The sequence below is a fragment of the Flavobacterium sp. GCM10022190 genome, assembly GCF_042656445.1.
In the GTDB taxonomy this organism is placed as follows: domain Bacteria; phylum Bacteroidota; class Bacteroidia; order Flavobacteriales; family Flavobacteriaceae; genus Flavobacterium; species Flavobacterium nitratireducens.
Map to the genome: position 1 here is coordinate 110,299 of NZ_JBHSOQ010000001.1, position 21,554 is coordinate 131,852.

A 21,554-nucleotide genomic window follows, 5' to 3' on the forward strand; every position below is an offset into this window, starting at 1 on the left:
CAGCAACCCAATGTTACTGTTTCTATTTTAATCGACTTTTAATTCAAAAAAGAAATAACCATTTGATAAAACAAAGACGGATTTTCGGCATGGAGCCAGTGTCCAGCATTAGGAATCGTTTCTAACTTCATCATTGGAAAATGCATCGCAATATTTTCGATATCGGAATCTAAAATATAATTTGAATTTCCTCCACGTATGAAAAGAGTTGGTTTTTCAAACACTAACTCCTCAGGCAATGGAACTCCAATCTCTTCTATTTTTTCATTGAAAACTGCCAAATTGAATCGGAAAGCCAATTGTCCAGGTTCCACCCAATATAAGTTCTTTAGCAAAAATTGTTTGGTGCCAAAATCGTGAATATACTCACCAATTGTCGTTTCAACTTCTGCACGACTTGGCTTAATTGAAAAATCAACCGCATTCAAAGCCGCTAAAATCGTTTGATGATGTGGCGCATAATATTTCGGTCCAATATCGGCAACTATTAATTTATCGACCATTTCTGGATAACGCGTTGCGAACAGCATAGCGATTTTTCCTCCCATAGAATGACCTAGAATATGAATGATTTTCAATGAATGTTCCTGACAATAGCCATAAACATCCTGAACCATTAACTCATAACTAAATTCATCCGATTGAAAACTACGACCATGATTGCGCATATCTAGCATGTGAACCTGAAAACCATCTTCGGCAAATTGCTGTCCTAAGGTTTTCCAATTGTCGGACATTCCAAGAAATCCATGTATAATTAAAAATGGTTTTCCCTCTCCTTCTATTTTTGAATAAAGCATTAGATTTTAGATTTTAGATTGCAGATTTTAGATTGCAGATTTTAGATTGCAGATTTTAGATTGCAGAAAATAACTAGGCAATCAAATCTTCCAACCAATTATATTATTTTAATTTTCGCAAATACATATTAACAACGTTTTCCAATCCTAAATACAAGGCTTCTGAAATCAAAGCATGACCAATAGAGACCTCTAATAATCCAGGAATATTTTGTTTAAAAAACTGAATATTATCCAAACTTAAATCGTGTCCGGCATTGATTCCCAAACCTAATTCGTTTGCCAAAACAGCTGCTTCTACATAAGGCGTAATACCCTTTTCATTTCCTACGCTGTATTGATGTGCAAAAGACTCTGTGTACAATTCAATTCTGTCCGTTCCTGTTTTCTTAGCTCCTTCAATCATTTCTAAAACCGGATCCACAAAAATAGAAGTACGGATTCCGTTGCGTTGAAATTCCTGAATCATTTCAGATAAATAATCCTGATACTGAATCGTATCCCAACCTGCTGAAGAAGTAATCGCTCCAATAGCGTCTGGAACTAGAGTCACTTGGTCTGGTTTGCATTCTAAAACCAAATCCACAAAATTATGTTGCGGATTTCCTTCGATATTATATTCGGTATAAACAATCGATTTCAAATCGCGGGCATCCTGGTAACGAATGTGTCGCTCATCAGGACGAGGATGAATGGTGATTCCTTCTCCTCCAAATTTTTGAATATCGGTCGCTACTTTTAATAAATCAGGCACATTACCGCCACGAGCATTACGTAAAGTAGCTATTTTATTGATGTTTACACTTAACTTTGTCATTGGAACAATTTTTGATTACGAAAAACAATATTTTGGTAGCAAAAATACAAAGTAAAAGCTAGGGGTTTTTGCCTTTTTTTGATTATTTTGCATAAAAATTGAGTACTCACACAAAATGGAAATTACAAACTACATAACAGCTGATTTTAAACCTATTGATAGCCAAGAATCTATTGCGGTGGTGAGAGATTTTTTAGGAGATTTCAATTTTTCTCATTTCCCAGTAACCGAAGACGGCATTTATATTGGAAGTATTTCTGCAGAAGATGTTGAAACTTTTGAAGAACAGAAAAAAGTAGCCGACTACAAATACAGTTTAGAAACTTTTTTTATCCGAACAAATGCGCTTTGGCTTGAAGTTTTAGAGGTTTTTGCCAAAAACCATTCTAATTTAATTCCGATATTAGACGAAAACAATAAATACGTAGGTTATTATGAACTAGAAGACATTATTATTTTCCTTAACCAAACCCCTTTTATCAAAGAACAAGGAGCCGTTGTGAAAGTAAGAAAAGGAATTCTGGATTATTCTATGAGCCAAATCGCTCAAATTGTGGAAAGTAATAATGGTAAGCTATTAGGAGTATTCATCTCTGAATCGGATATTAGTAGCGTAGAAGTTACTATCAAAATAAGTTCTGGTGCTATTAATGAAATTATACAAACTTTCAGAAGATACAATTACGAAATCATATCAGAACACCACGAAGATTCTTATATCGCTAACCTAAAAGAACGTTCCGACTATTTGGACAAATACCTAAACATGTAATTTCAATGAAAATAGCCATTTACGGTCAATATTATCAAAATAGTACAGAACCTATCATAAAAGACATCTTCGTATTTTTTAATAAAAGAAATATCGAAATTGTAATCGAATCTAATTTTTTAGCTTTAATTCAAGAAAAAAAAATTATCGAAAAGGAATACAAAACCTTTTCTTCACATACCGAACTAGACGCTAGTTTTTCGATGCTACTAAGCATTGGGGGCGACGGAACCATTTTAAGAGCTGCTACACTGGTTCGAGATTCTGGAATCCCAATTTTAGGAATCAATGCAGGTAGATTAGGTTTTTTAGCAACAGTTCAAAAGGAAAATATTGACGAATTTCTGCAACTGGTAATTGACAAAAAATACAGTCTGTCTAAAAGAACGCTTTTAAGCTTGACTTCTTCACCAGAAAACGAGGCCTTAAAAGACATCAATTTTGCGATGAACGAAGTTTCAGTGAGCCGAAAAGACACCACTTCTATGATTACGATAGAAACCTACTTAAATGGTGAAATTTTAAATTCGTATTGGGCCGATGGTTTAATTATCTCTACCCCTACTGGTTCAACGGGGTACTCATTAAGTTGTGGCGGTCCTATTTTAACTCCTGATGTAAAAAGCTTAGTAATTACGCCTATCGCTCCACACAATCTTAATGCTCGCCCATTAGTAATACCAGACGAAACAGAAATTACTTTGAAAGTATCTGGTCGTGAAGAAAACTATTTAGTTTCATTAGATTCCCGAATCACTTCCGTTAAAAACGAAACCATATTAACCGTAAAAAAGACACCGTTCCAAATCAATATGGTAGAAATTCCAAATGAAACTTTCTTAAAAACATTACGAAGTAAATTGCTTTGGGGAGAAGACAAAAGAAATTAATCTTTTATTATTCCCAACACCACACAATACATCAGAAGTTTTCCGTTTTTAATGGAAAGATTCTCATTAGAATAAATCGACTATTTTCTTAAAAAAAGTACATTTATTTTAATGCGTATGGTTTGGTATTGATAATTATTATATTTGCAAGCAATTTTCGATGAAAATGAAAAAAAATTTAAGCATACTAGTTTGTTTATTTCTTAGTATCTATTCACAAGCTCAGATTCATGAAATAGGTGTTTTTTTAGGAGGAAGCAACTATATTGGCGACGTAGGAAACACAACCTATATTGCTCCAAATGAGCCTGCTTTTGGAATAGTATACAAATGGAATCGAAGTCCTAGACATGCTTGGAGAATTTCCTATACTCAATCTACAATAAGTGCTGACGACTTTAATTCGGAGGAACCAAGCAGAAGACTGAGAGGATATCATTTTGAAAATAGCATAAAAGAACTATCTTTAGGCCTTGAATTCAATTTTTTTGATTTTAATCTTCATACATTAGCCCACAAATTTACACCGTATGTGGCTTCGGGAATAAATTTTTTCGCGTATGACGATTTATATATCGAATTAGGAGAAACAATAAAAAAAAGAGGGAAAAACGCCATCGCAATACCGATGATTCTGGGAATAAAAACAAATATTTCAAGAAGCTTGGTACTGGGAGCAGAAGTAGGAGCACGCTATACCTTTACAGATAATCTGGACGGAAGCAATCCTAACGACAACAATTTGAGTGTTTTGCGTTTTGGAAATTTAAATAATAATGATTGGTATGTCTTCTCAGGGATAACATTAACTTATACCTTTGGAGAAAAACCTTGCTATTGTGCAGAATAAAAAAATGAGTGTATTAGATACCATAAATAAAGAAAATCTACCCAAACACCTTGCTATTATTATGGATGGCAATGGCCGTTGGGCAAAAAAACAAGGATTATTAAGAACCATCGGTCATGAAAGTGGTACCAAATCGGTACGTATTACTATCGAAAATTGTGCAAAATTAGGAATTGAAAATCTAACCTTATATGCTTTTTCCACTGAAAACTGGAACCGCCCTAAACTTGAGGTAGAAACCTTGATGAAGCTTCTAATTAAATCGCTACAAAAAGAATTAATTACGTTGCAAAACAACAACATCAAACTCAATGCCATAGGAAATATCGAAATGATGCCTAAAACAGCTCAAAAAGAACTCCTAGAGGTAATGGAAAAAACTAAAAACAACACTCGAATGACCTTAACACTTGCCCTAAGTTATGGTTCTAGAGAAGAAATAGTAAATGCCGTAAAAAGGATTTCTGATAAAGTTAAAAATAATATAATTTCAATAGACTCTATTGACGATTCAATTATAAATCAGCATCTTTACACGCAAAATTTACCTGATGTAGATTTATTAATCAGAACAAGTGGAGAACACAGGATAAGTAATTTCCTCCTCTGGCAAATTGCTTATGCTGAATTGTTTTTTTCTGAAGTTATGTGGCCTGATTTCAGAGAAGAGCACCTTTATGAGGCGCTTATTAGTTATCAAAAAAGAGAACGTAGATTTGGAAAAACAAGTGAACAAATTAAATAATTTTTTAGTGTTGAATAAAAGTATAAAAGCATTACTTACCCTTGTATTACTGGGTAGTTTCTCACAAATTAAGGCACAAGACAGAGTACCATTTGATCAGGGAAAAAGATATATATTAGCTAAGGTTGAATTAACTAACAAACTTAGTTTTAACGACCAAACAGTTGTAACATTTGCTGGCTTACAAAAAGGTCAAGAAATCACTGTACCGGGGGAGGAAATTAGTGCAGCGATCAAAAAACTGGGTAAACTAGGGCTTTTTGATGAAATTGCTTTTTATGTAAACCGAATAGACAATGACAGTATCTATCTTGACTTAGACATTAAAGAACTTCCTAAACTAAATGATGTAAAATTTGTAGGAGTAAAAAAAGGAAAAGTTGAAACTTTTATCAAAGACAATGGTCTTACAAAAGGAAAAGTAGTCAACGAAAACCTTATAACTACGACAAAGAACTACATTGAAAACAAGTATAAAAAAGACGGTTTTTTCAATACAAAAACCAATATTAATATCGTAAAAGACACTTCGGCCACTAACCAAGTTAACATGGTGGTCAGTGTAGACAAAGGTGATAAAATAAAAATTAGCAGCATCGATTTTGTAAATAACAGTAAGATTACTGATAAAAAATTACGTAAAGCGATGAAAAACACCAAACAAAGAAATCCTATACGTGTTTTAAAAGCTTCCAAATTCATTAAAGACAAATACAAAGAAGATTTAGAAAAAGTAATTGAAGCCTACAAAGAAAAAGGTTATAGAGATGCCCGTATTGTTTCGGACACTGTTGCATACAATAAAGAAAAAAATGCCCTTGCAATAAAAATCAATGTTGAAGAAGGAAACAAGTATTATTTTGGTACAATTAAATTCTTAGGTAACTCGGTATATCCTGATCAATTTTTAAATCGATATGTTGGGATCAAAAAAGGAGAAACCTACAACGGAGTATTACTTGAAAAGAGAATTGCAGATAAGTCGAAACCAGACGGTGAGGATATTACCAATTTATACCAAAACAATGGATACCTTTTCTCAAATATCAATGCGGTAGAGGTAAAAACGGCTAATGACACCATCGATTTTGAAATTAGAATTACAGAAGGTCCTATTGCATATTTCAATCACATTACTGTAGTAGGAAATGACAAAACGAACGACCGTGTTATCTATCGTGAACTACGAACAAAACCAGGTGAAAAATACAATAAGGAAGAACTTATTAGAACCGTACGAGAAATTGGTCAATTAGGCTATTTTGACCCAGAAGCGATTGATCCTAAATTCAAAAATGTAGATGGAGCAGCTGGAACTGTTGATATTGAATACAATCTGGTAGAAAAAGGATCTAGCCAGATCGAACTTCAGGGAGGTTACGGAGGAGGAGGTTTCATTGGAACCTTAGGACTTTCATTTAATAACTTCTCGGCAAGAAACATTGGAAACAAATCTGCTTACAAACCACTTCCTATGGGAGACGGTCAAAAAGTAGCCTTGCGTTTACAAGGAAGTACCTATTTCCAAACCTATAGTTTATCGTTCTCGGAACCTTGGTTTGGACAAAAGAAACCAGTACAATTTAACTCTTCTATCTCCTATAGTAAACAATTTGCAAATAACTTTACAACATTCACGGTAGACAAGAGCCGAAGTTTTAATATTTTCACAGTATCGGTAGGTTTAGCCAAAAGATTAACTGTACCTGATGATTTCTTTGTATTATCTCAATCAATCAGTTACCAAAGCTATGATTTGAATAATTACAATGTTGGATTATTCACTTTCGGAGATGGATCTTCAAAAAACATAGCCTACACAGTAGGACTATCAAGAAGCAATAAAGGGGTAAATCCTATTTTCCCAACATATGGTTCTGAATTTAGTATATCAGCGAAATTCACACCTCCTTACTCTTTATTAAATGGAATTGATTATGGTGATTTAAAGAATCAAGATGCATACAAATTAAAATACGATTCAAATTCAGGAATAACAGTTGATGAAAGCAATGGAGTTCCAATTTCGGGAGTTGATTACTTAAAAAGAACGGAATCTGGGACTTATATAAAAGCAAATTCAGTATCGGATGCTTCTGCTGATCAATCTAAAGTAGACCAGAAAAAATACGATTGGTTAGAATATTACAAAATTAAATTCAAAGCAGACTGGTATACAAAAGTTTATGGTAAATTTGTATTAAGAACACTTACTGAATTTGGATTCTTAGGTGCTTATAACCAAGACCGAGGATTGGTACCTTTTGAAAGATTTTTTGTTGGAGGAGACGGTATGGCAAACTATTCTATGGATGGTAGAGAAACCGTACAATTAAGAGGATACCCAAACAACTCCTTAACACCTGTTGAAAATGGGACACAAGCTGGAGCAACGGTATACAATAAATTCTCTATGGAATTACGTTATCCTATAACATTGAAAGCTGCGGCCTCTATTTATGCCTTAGCATTTTTAGAAGCAGGAAATTCTTTTTCAAATTTCAAAAGTTATAATCCTTTTGATATTAAGCGTTCAGCAGGATTTGGTTTAAGAGTATTCATGCCAGCATTTGGATTATTAGGAATCGATTTTGGACATGGATTTGATGGCGTACCAGGATCTAATACTCCAAATGGTTGGGAAACCCATTTCATAATTGGACAACAATTCTAAGACAATTGATTGTTGATTTTCTAAAACTTTAAGTTATGAGAAAACATTTTTTATTTCTATTACTTGTACAAATTACCTTCAATAGTATTTGTGCACAAACAAACCGAGGTAATCGAGTGGGTTTTATTGATATGGAGTATATCTTGGAAAATGTAAATAGTTATAAAGAATCAAATGCTCTACTGGAAGAGAAAGCCGAAAAATGGAAACAAGAAATTGAAGCAAAGAAAATAGAAATCAAAAAAATCAAAGATGCGCTTGCTGCAGAAAAACCGCTTTTAACAAAAACATTAATTGAAGAACGTGAAACAGAAATTAGTTTTTTAGAAAATGATTTATTAGAATTGCAACAAAAAAGATTTGGCCCAAATGGTTTGTTAATGACCCAAAAGGCTTTATTAGTAAAACCTATTCAAGACCAAGTTTTTACAGCTGTTCAAGACATTGCCGAAGCTAAAAAATTTGATTTCATATTTGATAAATCATCCGATTTAAGTTTGCTTTTTGCCGATAAAAGATATGATGTAAGTGAACAAGTGTTGCGAATTATCAACCGAACAGAAAAAAGAGAGCAATTAAGTAAAAAAGAATTAGCTGCAGAACAGGAAAAAGAAAGTAAAGAAGATGCAATAGACAATAATCCTGAACTTGCTGAAAGACAAAAAATATTAGACGAGAGAAAGGCTACGAGAGAAAAAATCATGGCCGACAGAAAAGCAGCCGTAGAACAAAAGAAAAAAGAGTACGAAGAGAGAAGACAGAAACTCCTAGACGAAAGAGCTGCTAAAAAAAATGGCACGGTTTCTGAATCAGCTAAAAATGAGACTCAAAAAGTTGCAACACCTGACTCTCCAACTGAAGCCGAATTAGCCAAACAAAAAGCTGCCGATGCTAAAGCAAAAGCAATTGAAGAAAGAAACAAAACAATAGAAGATCGAAAAAAAGCCTTAGAAGAAAGAAGACAACAAATTATTAACGAAAGAGAAGCTAAAAAAACAACTACTGTTTCTGAAACAGCTAAGAAAGCCGAAAGTACTAACAACGCTAAAACGGAGGTATCAAAAACAACCGATACCAATAAAACAACAGAAGCCGATTTAGCAAAACAAAAAATAGAAGAAGCAAAAGCTAAAACTATTGAAGAAAGAAAAAAAATTATTGAAGATCGCAAAAAAGAATTAGAAGAAAGAAGATTAAAAATTATTCAACAAAGAGACTCTATCAAAAAAGCTAGAGAAGAGAAATTAAAAACAATAAATTAATTACTTAATATTTTAAAACCAATGAAACAAGTTAAAACTTTATTAATTGCTGCTGTATTATTTTTAGGAGCAAACCAAACCATCAATGCACAAGCAAAGGTAGCCCATGTAGATGTAAGTGAGATCATGTCAAAAATGCCAGCTATGCTAGATGCTCAAAATCAACTTGAGAAATTAAGCACCACATATGACGCTGATTACAAAAAAATGGTAGAAGAATACCAAGCAAAATTAAAAAAATACGAAGCTGAATCTGCAACTGTTACTGAAGCAGTTAATACAGAGCGTGGTAAAGAAGTACAAGACATGCAAAAAAGAATTGTAGACTTTAGAGATAATGCTCAAAAAGAATTACAACAAAAAGAATCTGACATCGTAAAACCATTAATGGAAAAAGTGAGAGCATCTATCCAAAAAGTAGGTAAAGCAAAAGGTTTCCAATACGTTTTAGATGGTTCTTCTCTTTTATTAGCTGATGGTCCAAACATTACTGCTGATGTTAAAAAAGACTTAGGATTCTAAGAGTTACAACTCATAAAACTTAAAACAAACCGCTCTTCTTTCTACACAGAATTGAGCGGTTTTTTTATACTATATTTTTTAGGAAAATTAATTCCTAGCTATTAAATTTGTTTTAATGGACAACAAGCAACCCATAGGCGTTTTTGACTCAGGCATAGGAGGTACTTCTATTTGGAAAGAGATTCACAATCTTTTACCTAAGGAAAAAACAATCTATTTAGCCGACAGTAAAAATGCACCCTACGGCGAAAAATCTAAAGAAGAAATCATTCGATTAAGCATGAAAAACACCGATTTTCTGCTTAATTTAAACTGTAAATTGATAGTTGTAGCATGTAATACCGCTACTACAAATGCCATAAGAGAATTAAGAGCTAAATACAACGTACCCTTTATAGGAATTGAACCAGCTATAAAACCAGCCGCAATCCATTCGAAAACACAAGTAATAGGGATTCTAGCCACTAAGGGAACCCTTAATAGCGAATTATTTAACAAAACAACCGAAATGTTCTATGAAACCAAAATCATTGAACAAATAGGCTATGGATTAGTTGAACTCATTGAAAACGGACAAATCGATTCGCTCGAAATGGATCAACTACTCCGCTCCTATTTAAATCCTATGATTGAAGCTAATATTGATTATCTTGTACTAGGCTGTAGTCATTATCCTTATCTCATCCCTCAAATAAGAAAAATTATCCCCGATCATATTCAAATAATTGACTCTGGTTTGGCCGTGGCAAGACAAACACAAAATGTATTAAATGAAATCGGCTTTAATCCTGGCAATGACCACGAGCCCATATTTTACACCAACACCAATCCTAAAGTATTACAAACAATCTTAGGAGGTAAATATATAGTACAAGAAAAAGATTTTTAAACTATTCAATTTTTCGCTTTACAAACCAAATACCATCTAATGATAAATTAATGGATATTTTATGATAATTTTCTTTTATTAAACCATTACTAATTCTACCTCTTTGACCATAAGAATAGGATATATTAAGTACAGAAAAAGTATTTTCAATAGGTAATGAAACACCAAAAGAGATAGATTTGTTCTCTATCCTTTTATTATCAATTTCAAGAAAACCAGTATCGTAATTCAATCCCGTCGAAAATTGCATTCGATCAAAATAACTTCTTAAGTTTTTTTCTTTTCTATATGAAAATCCCATTTTAAATTTTTCTTGATTTAGATAACTCCCATATAAATCAGCCTGATTAGTATCTTTCCAAAAAGCTTTTTCATAATCAACTGTTAGATTCAAATTATTTTTAAAATGCTTATTCAATCCTACTGAAAATTCAAAAGGTAAATAATAATCATCCGTATCTGATTTTACATTCGTTTCAATAGTATTAGAAGCATCCAATTCTGAATTATAGGTTATTACCGACTGCACTTTAGTTGCATTTACTTTTGAAGGGGATTTAAAATTAGTTCCAATAGTTAATGTTGAATCAATTTTAAATTGAGAGCCTAAATTAAAACGTGCTCCATTATAACTAGATTCTTTATCTATGCTTGTAGTAGAATTTGAAATTATATATTCTCTAGAATCTTTAGTACTACCAAACAAAATTGAAGTCGACAATCCTATTGAAACATTTTTTCCAAAACGATGTGCATAAGCAATATCAAAATCATTCAAACCTCCCGTTCCAGTTGCACTCAGAGTATATTCTTCATTACTATCTTGTATAGGCAATTTATAATCAGAAATTTTAAAACCTGCACTAGAATATGGTTTTAAAGACAAACTTACTGCCGACTTGGTACTGATAGGAAAGGCAAAAGCAATATGTGAAAACTGAATATTATTCCGATTCTCTTTTCTAGAAAGATTTTGATAAGAAGTTTGAATTGCCGAACCTCCAACATCAAATAGGAAATGATTTCGATACATAAATCCTAAAGAAGCAGGATTTAAGTTATTAATAAAACGACTTGATGGCAAAGCCACTCCAGAGGAACCAATACCAGGAATCGAACCAAAATCGGACTCATACAAGCTTCCTAAACCAAAAATGGAATAAGGAGAACTCGACAAACTTTGGGCTTTAGAGCTAAAAGAAACTAAAAACAAAAAGCTTATTATTTTGATTGTATTTTTCATCTAATAAGAGATATAATATATTTTCAATTGTATTTTATTACCAGTATTTTTTTGGTTACCCAAAACCAATCGATCCACTCCTTTAAAAATATTAGGAATCGTTAAGATCAATCCTGATTTGGAATCCGATTGTTTAACCATTTCTTTATACAAAAAAGTTCCTAATGGGATGCTGTATCCAATATTTTCATCAAACTCGTCATTATCTCTATTCAAAACCGCATAAATAGAATAACCAGCTGCATTCTTTAAAGTTCCATCGATACGATTTAATTTATCAGCAACATAAACATTTAAGGAATCAGCTAAGGGATAAGTCTTAGAATAGGTACTATTTACAGGTCTAATTATCAACTTAGCATCTACAATAGTACCTTTTTCAGTAATATACTTTAACTCTTTAATATTAGGAAAGTCAATTCTGCAAGCCAAGCCTGTACCCGATTGAATATAGGATTTATTATCTGTCAAGTTACTTGACAAGCGTTCGGTAGTACCTGGAAGATCTTTTAAAATTGTCCCTGTTCTATCTAAAGAAATTCTGTTAAATTGTTTTGAAAGATCATCTATTGTAAATTCTTTTAAAAATGAAGTTTCTGAATCACTTACTTTTTTTGAATAATACAATTGTAACAAACTACTAGTTTGGTATCCTATTACATTAGAAGAATTTTCAGAAACCGAACGAATAACCAAGCCTTTGAAATATTCAACAAATTCATCTGTAGTGGTAATTTCACGCTTTTTTAATTTTTGAAAAAGCGTATTCCCAAAAGTATTGTCGATCTTTACAAAAACAGTATCCTGTCTATTTGGCAAGGGTTTAAAAGAAGCTGTTCCTATACTCTCTGCATCATAATTCAAACTAGAATTATTATAAAAACTATCATCATCCGTATTGGGTTTTACTTTTTGTAATAAACGATGGACACTTATGGATTGCAATTTTGTGGTATCAGCGTAATAATACTTATCCGGCACTAAGACCATTCTAATCGAATCAAAAACATAGTTAGCCCCTTCAGTATCAGAACTTGTGGTTTGCAAATTATAAGAACTAGAACTTAATTGAAAATAACTATCTGATTTTACTTTTCCAAAAATCGGATCATCATAATTACCTACCAGTATTCTACTTTGACTAGAGGTTTTTAAAGAATCAAAATTAATAGTTGAAACCTCAACAGTAGCAGTATCTATTAATATAACCTTATTAGCAACAGTCAAATTATCTGAACCTACAACAAATTTTCCTGCATCAACATCTGAATCACAAGAAGCAAATAGTATCCCAAAAAACAGCACTATAAATAATCTGTACATAAAAATTTTTTAAACAAATATAGCTGGGCTGTATTTACAAAGCCTAACAACTTATACAGACATCGACTTACCGTCTATCAAAAGCCATTTTCAATCTATAAAATCAATTCAAAGATTAAAAAAGAATTCAGCCAAAAAAATAACTGTTTTGTCTATTAAAAAAGGGCATCTATATATCTTCTTTTTTTAAAATAGATAAGGAATATACTTTTGATGCAATAAAAAAATAAATGAAATTAAAATATTCTTTAACGCTAATTTTTATGATTTCAATTCTTAAAATAACTGCTCAAAGTGGCTATTCGATAGAATTGAATACAAAAACAATTCCTACAGAAGAAATAACTAAAAATGAAACAAGTATTCGTTTTGTTATTACTGAAAATTTGAATAAAAAAAACAAAATAACTAACAGTATTAGTTACAAAAATACAGGCCTAAAATACAACTTAGATGACTTTTATTCAGCTGAAAATAAAATCAATCTTAATCGAATCGATAACCTTTTCAAATTAAAACATGAATTAAGTTCAAAAACAGCAATAGAAATTGAGGCGGAAACAGTACTTGGTTTTGAAAAAAAAATGGGTTTCACAAATGCTAATTTATTTGGTGGTCTAAACTTATATTATTCTATAAATCCAAAAAACAATATTCAAATAGGGGTAAAAAGATGGAGTGTTTTTGGAAAAGCACAAATATATCCAACCCTAAGCTTTCTAAGCCAACTAAACGAAAGCACCTCATTTGAAATTGGTTTTCCTAATACAGCAATTAAATATTCAAATAATAGTAGAAACTATTTTAGTTTAACCAACACGTTTGAAGGCGAATTTTACAAACTGTATCAAAACAAAATAATCAGTCCGAATTTAAGTGCTAACAAAATAAGTTTTTCTCAAATGTCTACGGTATTTGAATATGAAAGAAATGTAGACCAAAACTGGTTTATGAATTTTCAAGGAGGGTATCAATTCAATAAAAAATACGTATTAACAAACAGTAGTGGAGCAACAAATTTTAATTTCAATGCTAATGACGGGTACGTTTTTAAAATTGGTATAAAATACAAACAATAACAAATAAAAAAGATTATGACTATTTTAAAAGGAAAAACACTAATTACCATGCTTTTACTTGGTTTGGTATTTGTAAGTTGCAGTAATGATGACGAGGAAGAGTTATTAGGAAATTGGGTTAAAAAATCTTCATTTGATGGACCAGCAAGATCAAGTGCAGCAAGTTTTGTGATAGGCTCTTATGCTTATGTTGCTACAGGCTACACTGGAGATGAATATTTAAAAGACTTATGGGCTTATAACTCCGATGGAGATTATTGGGAACAAAAGGCAGATTTTATTGGTATTTCAAGAAGTTCTGCATCTGGTTTTTCGATAGATTATAATGGATATATTGGTTTGGGATATGATGGAATAAATAAATTAAAAGATTTCTATCAGTACAACCCAAGCAACAACACATGGACACAAAAAGCGGATTTTTCAGGAACTGCACGTTACGCTGCAGTAGGCTTTCAAGTGGGCGGAAAAGGTTATTTTGGAACAGGATATGATGGTAATTATCTGAAAGATTTTTATCAATATGATGCTAATTCAGATACTTGGACACAATTAAACGGATTTAGCGGTAACAAAAGACGTAATGCAACTGTTTTTGTTATAGACGACAAAGCCTATTTAGGAACGGGGGTAAATAACGGAACTTACCAAGCCGATTTTTGGATGTTTGATCCGAGTACTGAAACATGGACTAGAAAACGCGACATCGATCGAGATGATGATGACGATGATTCATACAACGATGATTATGCTATTGTAAGAACAAATGCTTCTGCTTTTTCAATGAATGGATTAGGATATGTTGTAGCGGGAGAAAGTGCAAAAACTATTTGGGAATACAATCCTGTAACCGATGTATGGAACGAAAAAACATCTCTCGAAGGTTCTGGAAGAACTGATGCCATAGGTTTTTCAATTAATGAAAAAGGATTTGTGCTACTAGGTCGATCTGGAACTACATATTATGATGATGTTTGGGAGTTTAAACCGCTAGAGGAACAAAACGATGATGACAATTAATAAAAAACAATCAAAATTCTTCTGGAACACAATCCAGAAGAATTTTTCATTAAAAAAAGTAAAATTCCTTGTTTTATTGAGCTGTTTATTTCTTTCTATAGCCTGTAATCACAAAAAAGAATTAAGCTTAGCATCTATAAAAACGACTACCGGTTGGGGCTATATTATAAAGCTTAATGATAAAGTGATCATTAAACAATCAATAATTCCTGTGATTCAAAATCAAAAATCATTTGAAAGTGAAGAAGAGGCACTAAAAGTTGGGAATTTAGTTTTAAATAAACTGAAAGCAAAAACATCACCCACAATTACAAAAAAAGATTTAATTTTATTGTCAATTAAAACCTAAATGAACTTAGAAAGAATTACAAACTACAATTCTAACAAAATACTGATTCACAGTATCATTTGGTGTTTTATCATTACCGCCTCCTTATTACCTTTTTACCAAAATTTCACCAGTATTACAGGAGAATTTTATGTGCAATGGCTGAGTGGTATTCTATTATTTTACGCTAACTATTTCTATTTTGTACCAAATTTGCTTTTGCAAAAGAGGTACACATCCTATCTCGCAATTGTTATAAGTATTGTTTCGATTTTAACTTGTATAAAAATCTTCTGGTTTAGTCCTGAATTTCATAACATACACCATCAAAGAATATTTGATATTCATGGAAAAGAAATTATTCCTGGAAAAAATCCTTTTAAAAAACCCCAACCCTTTTTCTTTAAGTTTTTTCCATCGCTCTTTTATTTATTTATCGTTTCTATTAGTACTTTAATCAAGACCTTATCTGAATTTTATACCAATCAGCAAAACAAATTAATATCGGAAACAAATAAAACTTCAACAGAGTTAAATTATTTAAGAAAACAAACCAATCCGCATTTTTTATTCAATGCCCTAAATAGTATCTACTCTTTGGCTTATAAAAAATCAGACCTAGTTCCCGATGCGATTGTTACATTATCTGAAATGATGCGCTATATGCTGTATGAAACTGATAACAAAGCCGTATCTTTAGAAAAAGAAATCAACTATATTAAAAACTATATTGATTTGCAAAAACTTCGATTAAATAATATTGAAAACATCTATTTAAACATTCATGGCGAAACAAGGAACAAATTAATTGAACCTTTATTACTAATTTCGTTTATTGAAAATGCTTTTAAATACGGAACTGATTATAAAGGAGCTGCTTTTGTAAAAATTAAAATCAGTATTGAGGATAATATATTAGATTTTTGGATTGAAAATAAAATTGAAAACCACATCAAAGATCCTAACAACTCGGGAATTGGTTTAAGCAATATCAAAAACAGACTGAATATTTTATATCCAAATGCACACCAATTGACAATCGAGCAATCGGATAATAAATACAGTGTTCATTTAAATTTAAAATTGGAAAAACTGGAAAAACCTACATGATGAAGTGTGTAATTATTGATGACGAACCTTTAGCGGTTGATTTAATAAAGGAATTTGTTAGCAAAGTAGAAAGTCTTGAACTCATTAATACTTTCAACAATGCTATAGACGCCATTGCGATGATTAATACATCTAATGTGGATTTAATTTTCCTAGACATTGAAATGCCTCATTTTTCGGGTATTGAATTCCTAAACGCTATTGATAAAAAACCATTAGTAATTTTTACAACTGCCTATTCAAATTATGCTGTGGAGGGTTTTGAGCTAGGTGCAGTAGATTATTTAGTGAAACCTATTCCTTTTAACCGTTTTTTAAAGGCGGTGATTAGAGCCCAACAATTGTTTCTTTCGAATAAAACAAATCCAACAACTATTGCTACTCCTCCAACTACACCTTTAATAACTGAGCCTGATTTTATGTTCGTCCGTTCGGATTATGAAAATGTAAAAATAAATTTTTCAGATATTTTATTCATCGAAGGTTTGAAGGATTATGTAAAAATATTCACTACCGACAATAAATACATCCTTACCTTAACTAGTTTAATTAAATTAGAAAACGCACTAGCTTCAAAAGGTTTTGCCCGAATCCATCGCTCATACATTATCAATATTAAATACGTAAAATCGATTCAGAAAAATAAAGTTATAATGGGCGACAAACGTATTCCAATAAGTGAAAGCTATAAAAACGCTTTCTTTGAAAAAATCAATTTGTAAATAATTATTGAATTCAATAGTAGTAACAACTATTTTTTCAAATACTTATCACTTATCTAAAAAAAATACGGCATTCATAAAAGAAGCCGTATTCATATACTATTTCAAAACAAATTTTACATACTTGCTTTAACTTCACCGCAAGTCAACATATTCTTTGGATAATATGGATTTCTAATTTCTTTACTATCACTTATCCATTGAGCTCCAGTCATTGGGCAAACTTGTAAATGCAAATTGGTATCTACTGATTTAAATTTGGCAGCTTGTTCCCAAAATTTAACAGAAAGTGATTCAAAAATCTTTCTTTGTTCATTGATGTTTTTAGATGTAGCAATAGTAGTCGCTAGTTCAAGTAATTCTTTTCTTGAATTTGTGGCCACATTCATATCCTGAAGTTTTAATTTTTTGAATTTAAAATTCTTTAGTGCATCTTGAAATTTAATAGCATTACTTGAAATGGCCTGCATATCTGAATCAACCATACTGTTTTTTAAGGCCAAATAACTATTGGTAATTTCCTTTTTTTGTTGCTCTCTTTTTGCAACTAATTCTTGAGCAACTTCGTCTTTAGAAGTCAATTGAGCCTGAGTTAAACTACTCAAAAAAATCAATGTTAAAACTAAAATATTTTTCATGTCGTAATTGAATTTATCTTTTTAATTAATTTATCTACCTCTATCAATACATTTTCAAAATGCTCTTTATTCATCCCTACGGCTTCGTTTTTTAATTTTTCGATGTCAGTTCGTAACTTTAAAAGGTGAAGTTTTGCATATAAAGCGACATCACTTCTTTGCGCTGAATTTAATGCCTTAGTAGGATCGATTTCTTTGGGCAATAATAATAAGTTCAATTTTTCAATGTAACTTCTTTGCAAACTTCTTCTATAAAAATCTAATTTTTCATCGCCACTAAATTTAACCCAAACTGTTTTTTGCAAGTCATTTAAAAATTCTGGTACGGTATAAGTACCTTCGAATTGTAAGGCTTTCAAACTAATATTATACAACATTCCTGAACTTAACAACATGTTCAATACTTGATTTTGCTGTTCTGAAATTTCATCTGCTGTTTTTAGAGATATTAGTTGGCTAATTTCCTTTGGATACATCCAAAGTGGAGCTTCAAATAATTGTCTACCTACATAATCAATAGCCGCTTTAACTTTAGCTTTAGGTATTGCCATGTAGACTACAGCTTTTTCATCCACCGTTCTTTTAGTAACATAATTATTACCGATGTTTTTTAACACATGATACAAATACAAAGTATACTGTCTTACAACTGCTTTGTGCATATCGGCTAAATTATCGTATGGGTCATTGGGTTGATAAGTCCATTGAATAAGATTAGGCACTACACGCTTTAAATTTTTAATCCCATAATCGCTTGCCACTACCGCATCGTCTCCTAAATCTTCACTTTGACTTCTTGGGTCTTCGTCCTTACCTTCTCCTCCAAACCATAATTTTGGATTAGCAGTCAATGAATCAGTAGCTATTTTATTTAAAATGTGTTCTTCCTCAAACTCATCTTTTGCATTTGGAAAATAACTGTAACCCCATTTTACTGCCCATTTATCATACATTCCAATACGTGGATAAATTCCTGCTGGCCCTATATTATCTTCTGGCTGTGCCACGTAGTTAAAACGGGCATAATCCATTATTGAAACAGTGTGTCCATTAGCTTCAACCCATTTTTTATCTCTTAATTTTTCGACAGGAGTAGCACTACTAGCTCCCATATTATGACGTAAACCAATGGTATGACCAATTTCGTGAGAAGAAACAAATCGAATTAATTGCCCCATCAACTCATCATCCAAATGCATTGTTCTAGCTTTGGGATCCAGAGGACCTGCTTGAATCATATACCATCTTTGAACTAATTTCATCACATTATGATACCAACCTACATGACTCTCTATTATCTCCCCACTCCTTGGGTCACTAATTCTTGGACCATAGGCATTAGGTGTTTCTGAAGCATAATACCTAATAACCGAATATCTTGCATCTTCTAAACTCATGGTTGGATCATTTTCAGGCCATTCTTTACCCACAATTGCATTTTTAAAACCAGCTGCTTCAAAAGCCTTTTGCCAATCATTGATACCTGCAATTAAATAAGGACGCCATTTTTTTGGTGTGGCTGGATCAATATAATAGACGATCTGTTTTTTAGGTTCTACTAACTCCCCTCTGAGATACTTCTTAATGTCTTTGTCTTTTGGTTCAAGGCGATAGCGTTGAACAATAAATTTTGATTGAGAACGCTGTTGTTCATCATCAAATAAAACATATTTATTAGCAAAAAACCCAATTCTTTCATCTGCAAAACGTTTACGCATTGGTGTTTTAGGAAGTAACACAATTGAAGTATTTAAGCGTAAAGTCATACTCCCGCTACTTTCTAACGAATTCGAATAGGTCTTAGTTGTTTTTATCTCAATATTAATTGGATAAGCATCTATTTTCTCAATGAATGATTTGTCATCTGCAAGAGCGCCTAATTTTTTTTCTGTTTTCTCTTTATTCTCTAATGAAAACATTGGATTGTCTTTCTTAAAAACATCTGTTACTTCAATAACTACATTTTTAGTATCAGGATTAATTGTTTTTATGGGAAAAGAAGCTACAATAGGATTTTCATTACTTCCTGCTAATGCTTTGGCAAGTGCTGAATCGGAACTTTTAACATCTTGTTTATACTGAAATGACCTTAAATAAACCATATTATTAGGCCCTTTTTCAAAATAAATAGTTTGTTCATTTGCTTTTTCACCACCAAATAGCCCAAACCCTGGAGGTGTTGCTAAATATCGAGTTACAACCAACATATAGCGATTAAAAAGACTATCAGGAATTTGAAAATAAAATTTATTATCTACCTGATTCACCACAAACAAACCTAATTTTGTATTGGTGCTATCTTTAATAATCTTGTGATAAGGAAGCAAGCCTTTTTGAGGTACACTGGTGCTATCTGCTTTTTTTTCCTGATTTTGCGTAAAAGCATGCTGACTATAAACAGTCAGCATGATTATGAATAAAAAGAATTTCTTCATTAGTTTAAAACGGAACTTTTTCGTCTGTATTTAAGGTTAATTTTGGATTTTTCATTAAGGCATTCAAAGGGAACGGGATAATATACAATCTTGAATTTGGCTGTAATGTATATGTTTTTTGAGGTACAGTTTTGTTAACAATTGGAAAAACTCTTGTAATCGTTTTTGCATATTCAGTTTCCGTATTTAATCGTTTAAGATCGAAAAAACGATTAAAACCTAAAAGCAGTTCTTTTCTTCGTTCATTAATTACCAATTCCATTGTTTCTTTTCTAGTAGTTGGAACGCTTAAATTAACAGTTCCTGACAAAATTCGTTTGGCACGTAACGTATTTAAAATAGAGACAGCTTCGTTGAAATTATTTTCTCTAGCATAACATTCAGCCAACATCAAATATACCTCTGTAGTTTTCATCCCTACTGTTGGGTAGAAAAACTTAGTATACGTTGTCGCCCAATAAGCCGTATTAGATCCCTGATCTAAATTGGTCGTACTAGTTGTATTGAAAAACAAATTAAAACGGGCATCATTTAAACCAAATAAATTTCTCAATTCAGGACTTATAATATAACTTTGAGCAAAATTCATCTCATTATAACCTGTCATATACTGATAACTAAGAACCTCAACATTATTTGCAGCTGGAACTGCTACTACATTAGGGCCTCCTTGAGCATTATAAGCTACTAAATCAAAAATCTTATTATTATAACTTAATGATTTTTCACAAGCTTCTTTTGCTTTTGCAATTTCACGTTTAAACAAATGCACTTTTGCTTTAAATGCGTATGCAAATGCTATTGAAGGATGATAAACATCCAGTGGTTTTTCCTGCAAATAAGGTAAAGCCTCATCGATATCCTTTTGAATAAAATCATAAACCTGCGCCACTGTAGACTTAGAAGGCTGGGCTTCCAAATCAAATTTATCCATAATACAAATACCTCCATCCGTAGCTGCCGTTTGAGGATCATATCCTTTTGCATAATGATTTACTAATAAAAAGTGATCATACGCTCTGTTGATTTTAGCTTCGGCTTTGGCAAGTTGCTTTATGGCTTCATCTCCTTTGCTATCATCAACAAGTGAAATAATGGTATTCCATCTATTAATATAAGTATAGGCTTGGTTATAAAAACTTGAAGCAGTATACATAGAAACTCTATCTACGCTTTCATCAAATGTAAAATTAACGGTATTGATGTTAGGTGTTACTCCAATTACTTGATTTTCTCTCATCCATTGATCGTCTGATAAATACTGAAAGTTATTAATTGGATAACCCCTATTGGGTAAAGACACCATTTCATGAAATTGATTAGCGGTTTCAATAACCAAGGCTCCTTTAGGAGTGATATCTGTGTACTCTTCGCATGATGTTATTGAAAACAGCATTAGCGAATACATTAAAGCTATATTTATATATTTCATTTT

General features: G+C 32.0%; 20 protein-coding genes. 13 read left to right on the forward strand and 7 right to left on the reverse strand.

The genetic code is table 11. The features are described 5' to 3' along the window. Positions 1 to 38 precede the first annotated feature (38 nt). A complete protein-coding gene (locus ACFPTQ_RS00535; RefSeq protein ID WP_379772529.1) occupies positions 39 to 800 on the reverse strand; it encodes an alpha/beta fold hydrolase in 762 nt (253 codons plus the stop codon). A gap of 103 nt (positions 801 to 903) precedes the next feature. Then, the gene (locus ACFPTQ_RS00540; protein WP_379772531.1) at positions 904 to 1,617 is read right to left on the reverse strand and encodes a pyridoxine 5'-phosphate synthase; all 714 of its coding nucleotides are present in this window, start codon (positions 1,615 to 1,617) and stop codon (positions 904 to 906) included. 115 nt (positions 1,618 to 1,732) lie between these two features. On the opposite strand from ACFPTQ_RS00540, the gene ACFPTQ_RS00545 reads away from it, so the two are divergent. From ACFPTQ_RS00545 to murI, 8 genes are all read left to right on the forward strand, one after another. Further along, a complete protein-coding gene (locus ACFPTQ_RS00545) occupies positions 1,733 to 2,389 on the forward strand; it encodes a CBS domain-containing protein (RefSeq protein ID WP_379772534.1) in 657 nt (218 codons plus the stop codon). Between the two features lie 5 nt (positions 2,390 to 2,394). After that, positions 2,395 to 3,279 (forward strand): NAD kinase, encoded by an 885-nt coding sequence (locus ACFPTQ_RS00550; protein WP_379772537.1) that lies wholly within the window; start codon positions 2,395 to 2,397, stop codon positions 3,277 to 3,279. Between the two features lie 166 nt (positions 3,280 to 3,445). After that, positions 3,446 to 4,129 (forward strand): DUF6089 family protein, encoded by a 684-nt coding sequence (locus tag ACFPTQ_RS00555; RefSeq protein WP_379772540.1) that lies wholly within the window; start codon positions 3,446 to 3,448, stop codon positions 4,127 to 4,129. Positions 4,130 to 4,133: 4 nt separating this feature from the next. Beyond that, on the forward strand, positions 4,134 to 4,874 hold the full coding sequence (locus ACFPTQ_RS00560) for an isoprenyl transferase (RefSeq protein ID WP_379772543.1): 741 nt from the start codon (positions 4,134 to 4,136) through the stop codon (positions 4,872 to 4,874). Next, entirely contained in the window at positions 4,807 to 7,548 is a 2,742-nt protein-coding gene (locus ACFPTQ_RS00565; protein WP_379772546.1) for a BamA/OMP85 family outer membrane protein, read from the forward strand. The genes ACFPTQ_RS00560 and ACFPTQ_RS00565 overlap by 68 nt, the downstream gene beginning before the upstream one ends. 35 nt (positions 7,549 to 7,583) lie before the next feature. Then, positions 7,584 to 8,810, forward strand: a complete 1,227-nt coding sequence (locus ACFPTQ_RS00570) for an OmpH family outer membrane protein (protein WP_379772549.1) — start codon at positions 7,584 to 7,586, stop codon at positions 8,808 to 8,810. 21 nt (positions 8,811 to 8,831) lie between these two features. Next, positions 8,832 to 9,332, forward strand: coding sequence for an OmpH family outer membrane protein (locus ACFPTQ_RS00575; protein ID WP_379772551.1), 501 nt, complete (start codon positions 8,832 to 8,834; stop codon positions 9,330 to 9,332). Between the two features lie 115 nt (positions 9,333 to 9,447). Next, entirely contained in the window at positions 9,448 to 10,221 is a 774-nt protein-coding gene (gene murI, locus ACFPTQ_RS00580) for a glutamate racemase (RefSeq protein ID WP_379772554.1), read from the forward strand. A gap of 1 nt (position 10,222) precedes the next feature. On the opposite strand, the gene ACFPTQ_RS00585 is transcribed toward murI, so the two are convergent. Together ACFPTQ_RS00585 and ACFPTQ_RS00590 are read right to left on the reverse strand one after the other, a co-directional pair. Further along, complete coding sequence (locus tag ACFPTQ_RS00585; protein WP_379772557.1) at positions 10,223 to 11,464, reverse strand: aromatic hydrocarbon degradation protein; 1,242 nt, start codon at positions 11,462 to 11,464, stop codon at positions 10,223 to 10,225. Then, positions 11,465 to 12,787, reverse strand: coding sequence for a DUF4270 family protein (locus ACFPTQ_RS00590; RefSeq protein ID WP_379772559.1), 1,323 nt, complete (start codon positions 12,785 to 12,787; stop codon positions 11,465 to 11,467). Between the two features lie 263 nt (positions 12,788 to 13,050). Here ACFPTQ_RS00590 and ACFPTQ_RS00595 point away from each other — a divergent pair, with 263 nt between their 5' ends. Genes ACFPTQ_RS00595 through ACFPTQ_RS00615 form a run of 5 tightly spaced genes read left to right on the forward strand, consistent with a single transcriptional unit; the run spans position 13,051 to position 17,046 of the window. Next, a complete protein-coding gene (locus ACFPTQ_RS00595) occupies positions 13,051 to 13,866 on the forward strand; it encodes a hypothetical protein (RefSeq protein ID WP_379772562.1) in 816 nt (271 codons plus the stop codon). Between the two features lie 15 nt (positions 13,867 to 13,881). Then, positions 13,882 to 14,886: a Kelch repeat-containing protein gene (locus tag ACFPTQ_RS00600; RefSeq protein WP_379772564.1), complete on the forward strand. Its 1,005-nt coding sequence runs from the start codon at positions 13,882 to 13,884 to the stop codon at positions 14,884 to 14,886. Then, positions 14,876 to 15,235 (forward strand): DUF4907 domain-containing protein, encoded by a 360-nt coding sequence (locus ACFPTQ_RS00605; protein WP_379772567.1) that lies wholly within the window; start codon positions 14,876 to 14,878, stop codon positions 15,233 to 15,235. Before ACFPTQ_RS00600 ends, ACFPTQ_RS00605 begins: the two co-directional genes overlap by 11 nt. Further along, entirely contained in the window at positions 15,236 to 16,324 is a 1,089-nt protein-coding gene (locus ACFPTQ_RS00610) for a sensor histidine kinase (RefSeq protein WP_379772570.1), read from the forward strand. Further along, positions 16,324 to 17,046: a LytR/AlgR family response regulator transcription factor gene (locus tag ACFPTQ_RS00615; RefSeq protein WP_379775526.1), complete on the forward strand. Its 723-nt coding sequence runs from the start codon at positions 16,324 to 16,326 to the stop codon at positions 17,044 to 17,046. Before ACFPTQ_RS00610 ends, ACFPTQ_RS00615 begins: the two co-directional genes overlap by 1 nt. Before the next feature lie 116 nt (positions 17,047 to 17,162). Here ACFPTQ_RS00615 and ACFPTQ_RS00620 read toward each other — a convergent pair whose 3' ends face one another. From ACFPTQ_RS00620 to ACFPTQ_RS00630, 3 genes are read right to left on the reverse strand one after another with little or no spacing between them, the layout of a single operon-like run. Further along, positions 17,163 to 17,684 carry a DUF3347 domain-containing protein gene (locus ACFPTQ_RS00620; RefSeq protein ID WP_379772572.1) on the reverse strand — a complete coding sequence of 174 codons (522 nt, stop codon included), beginning with the start codon at positions 17,682 to 17,684 and terminating at the stop codon, positions 17,163 to 17,165. Then, complete coding sequence (locus tag ACFPTQ_RS00625) at positions 17,681 to 20,119, reverse strand: zinc-dependent metalloprotease (protein WP_379772575.1); 2,439 nt, start codon at positions 20,117 to 20,119, stop codon at positions 17,681 to 17,683. The genes ACFPTQ_RS00620 and ACFPTQ_RS00625 overlap by 4 nt, the downstream gene beginning before the upstream one ends. A gap of 4 nt (positions 20,120 to 20,123) precedes the next feature. Beyond that, positions 20,124 to 21,551 (reverse strand): RagB/SusD family nutrient uptake outer membrane protein, encoded by a 1,428-nt coding sequence (locus ACFPTQ_RS00630; protein ID WP_379772578.1) that lies wholly within the window; start codon positions 21,549 to 21,551, stop codon positions 20,124 to 20,126. Between the last annotated feature and the right edge of the window lie 3 nt (positions 21,552 to 21,554).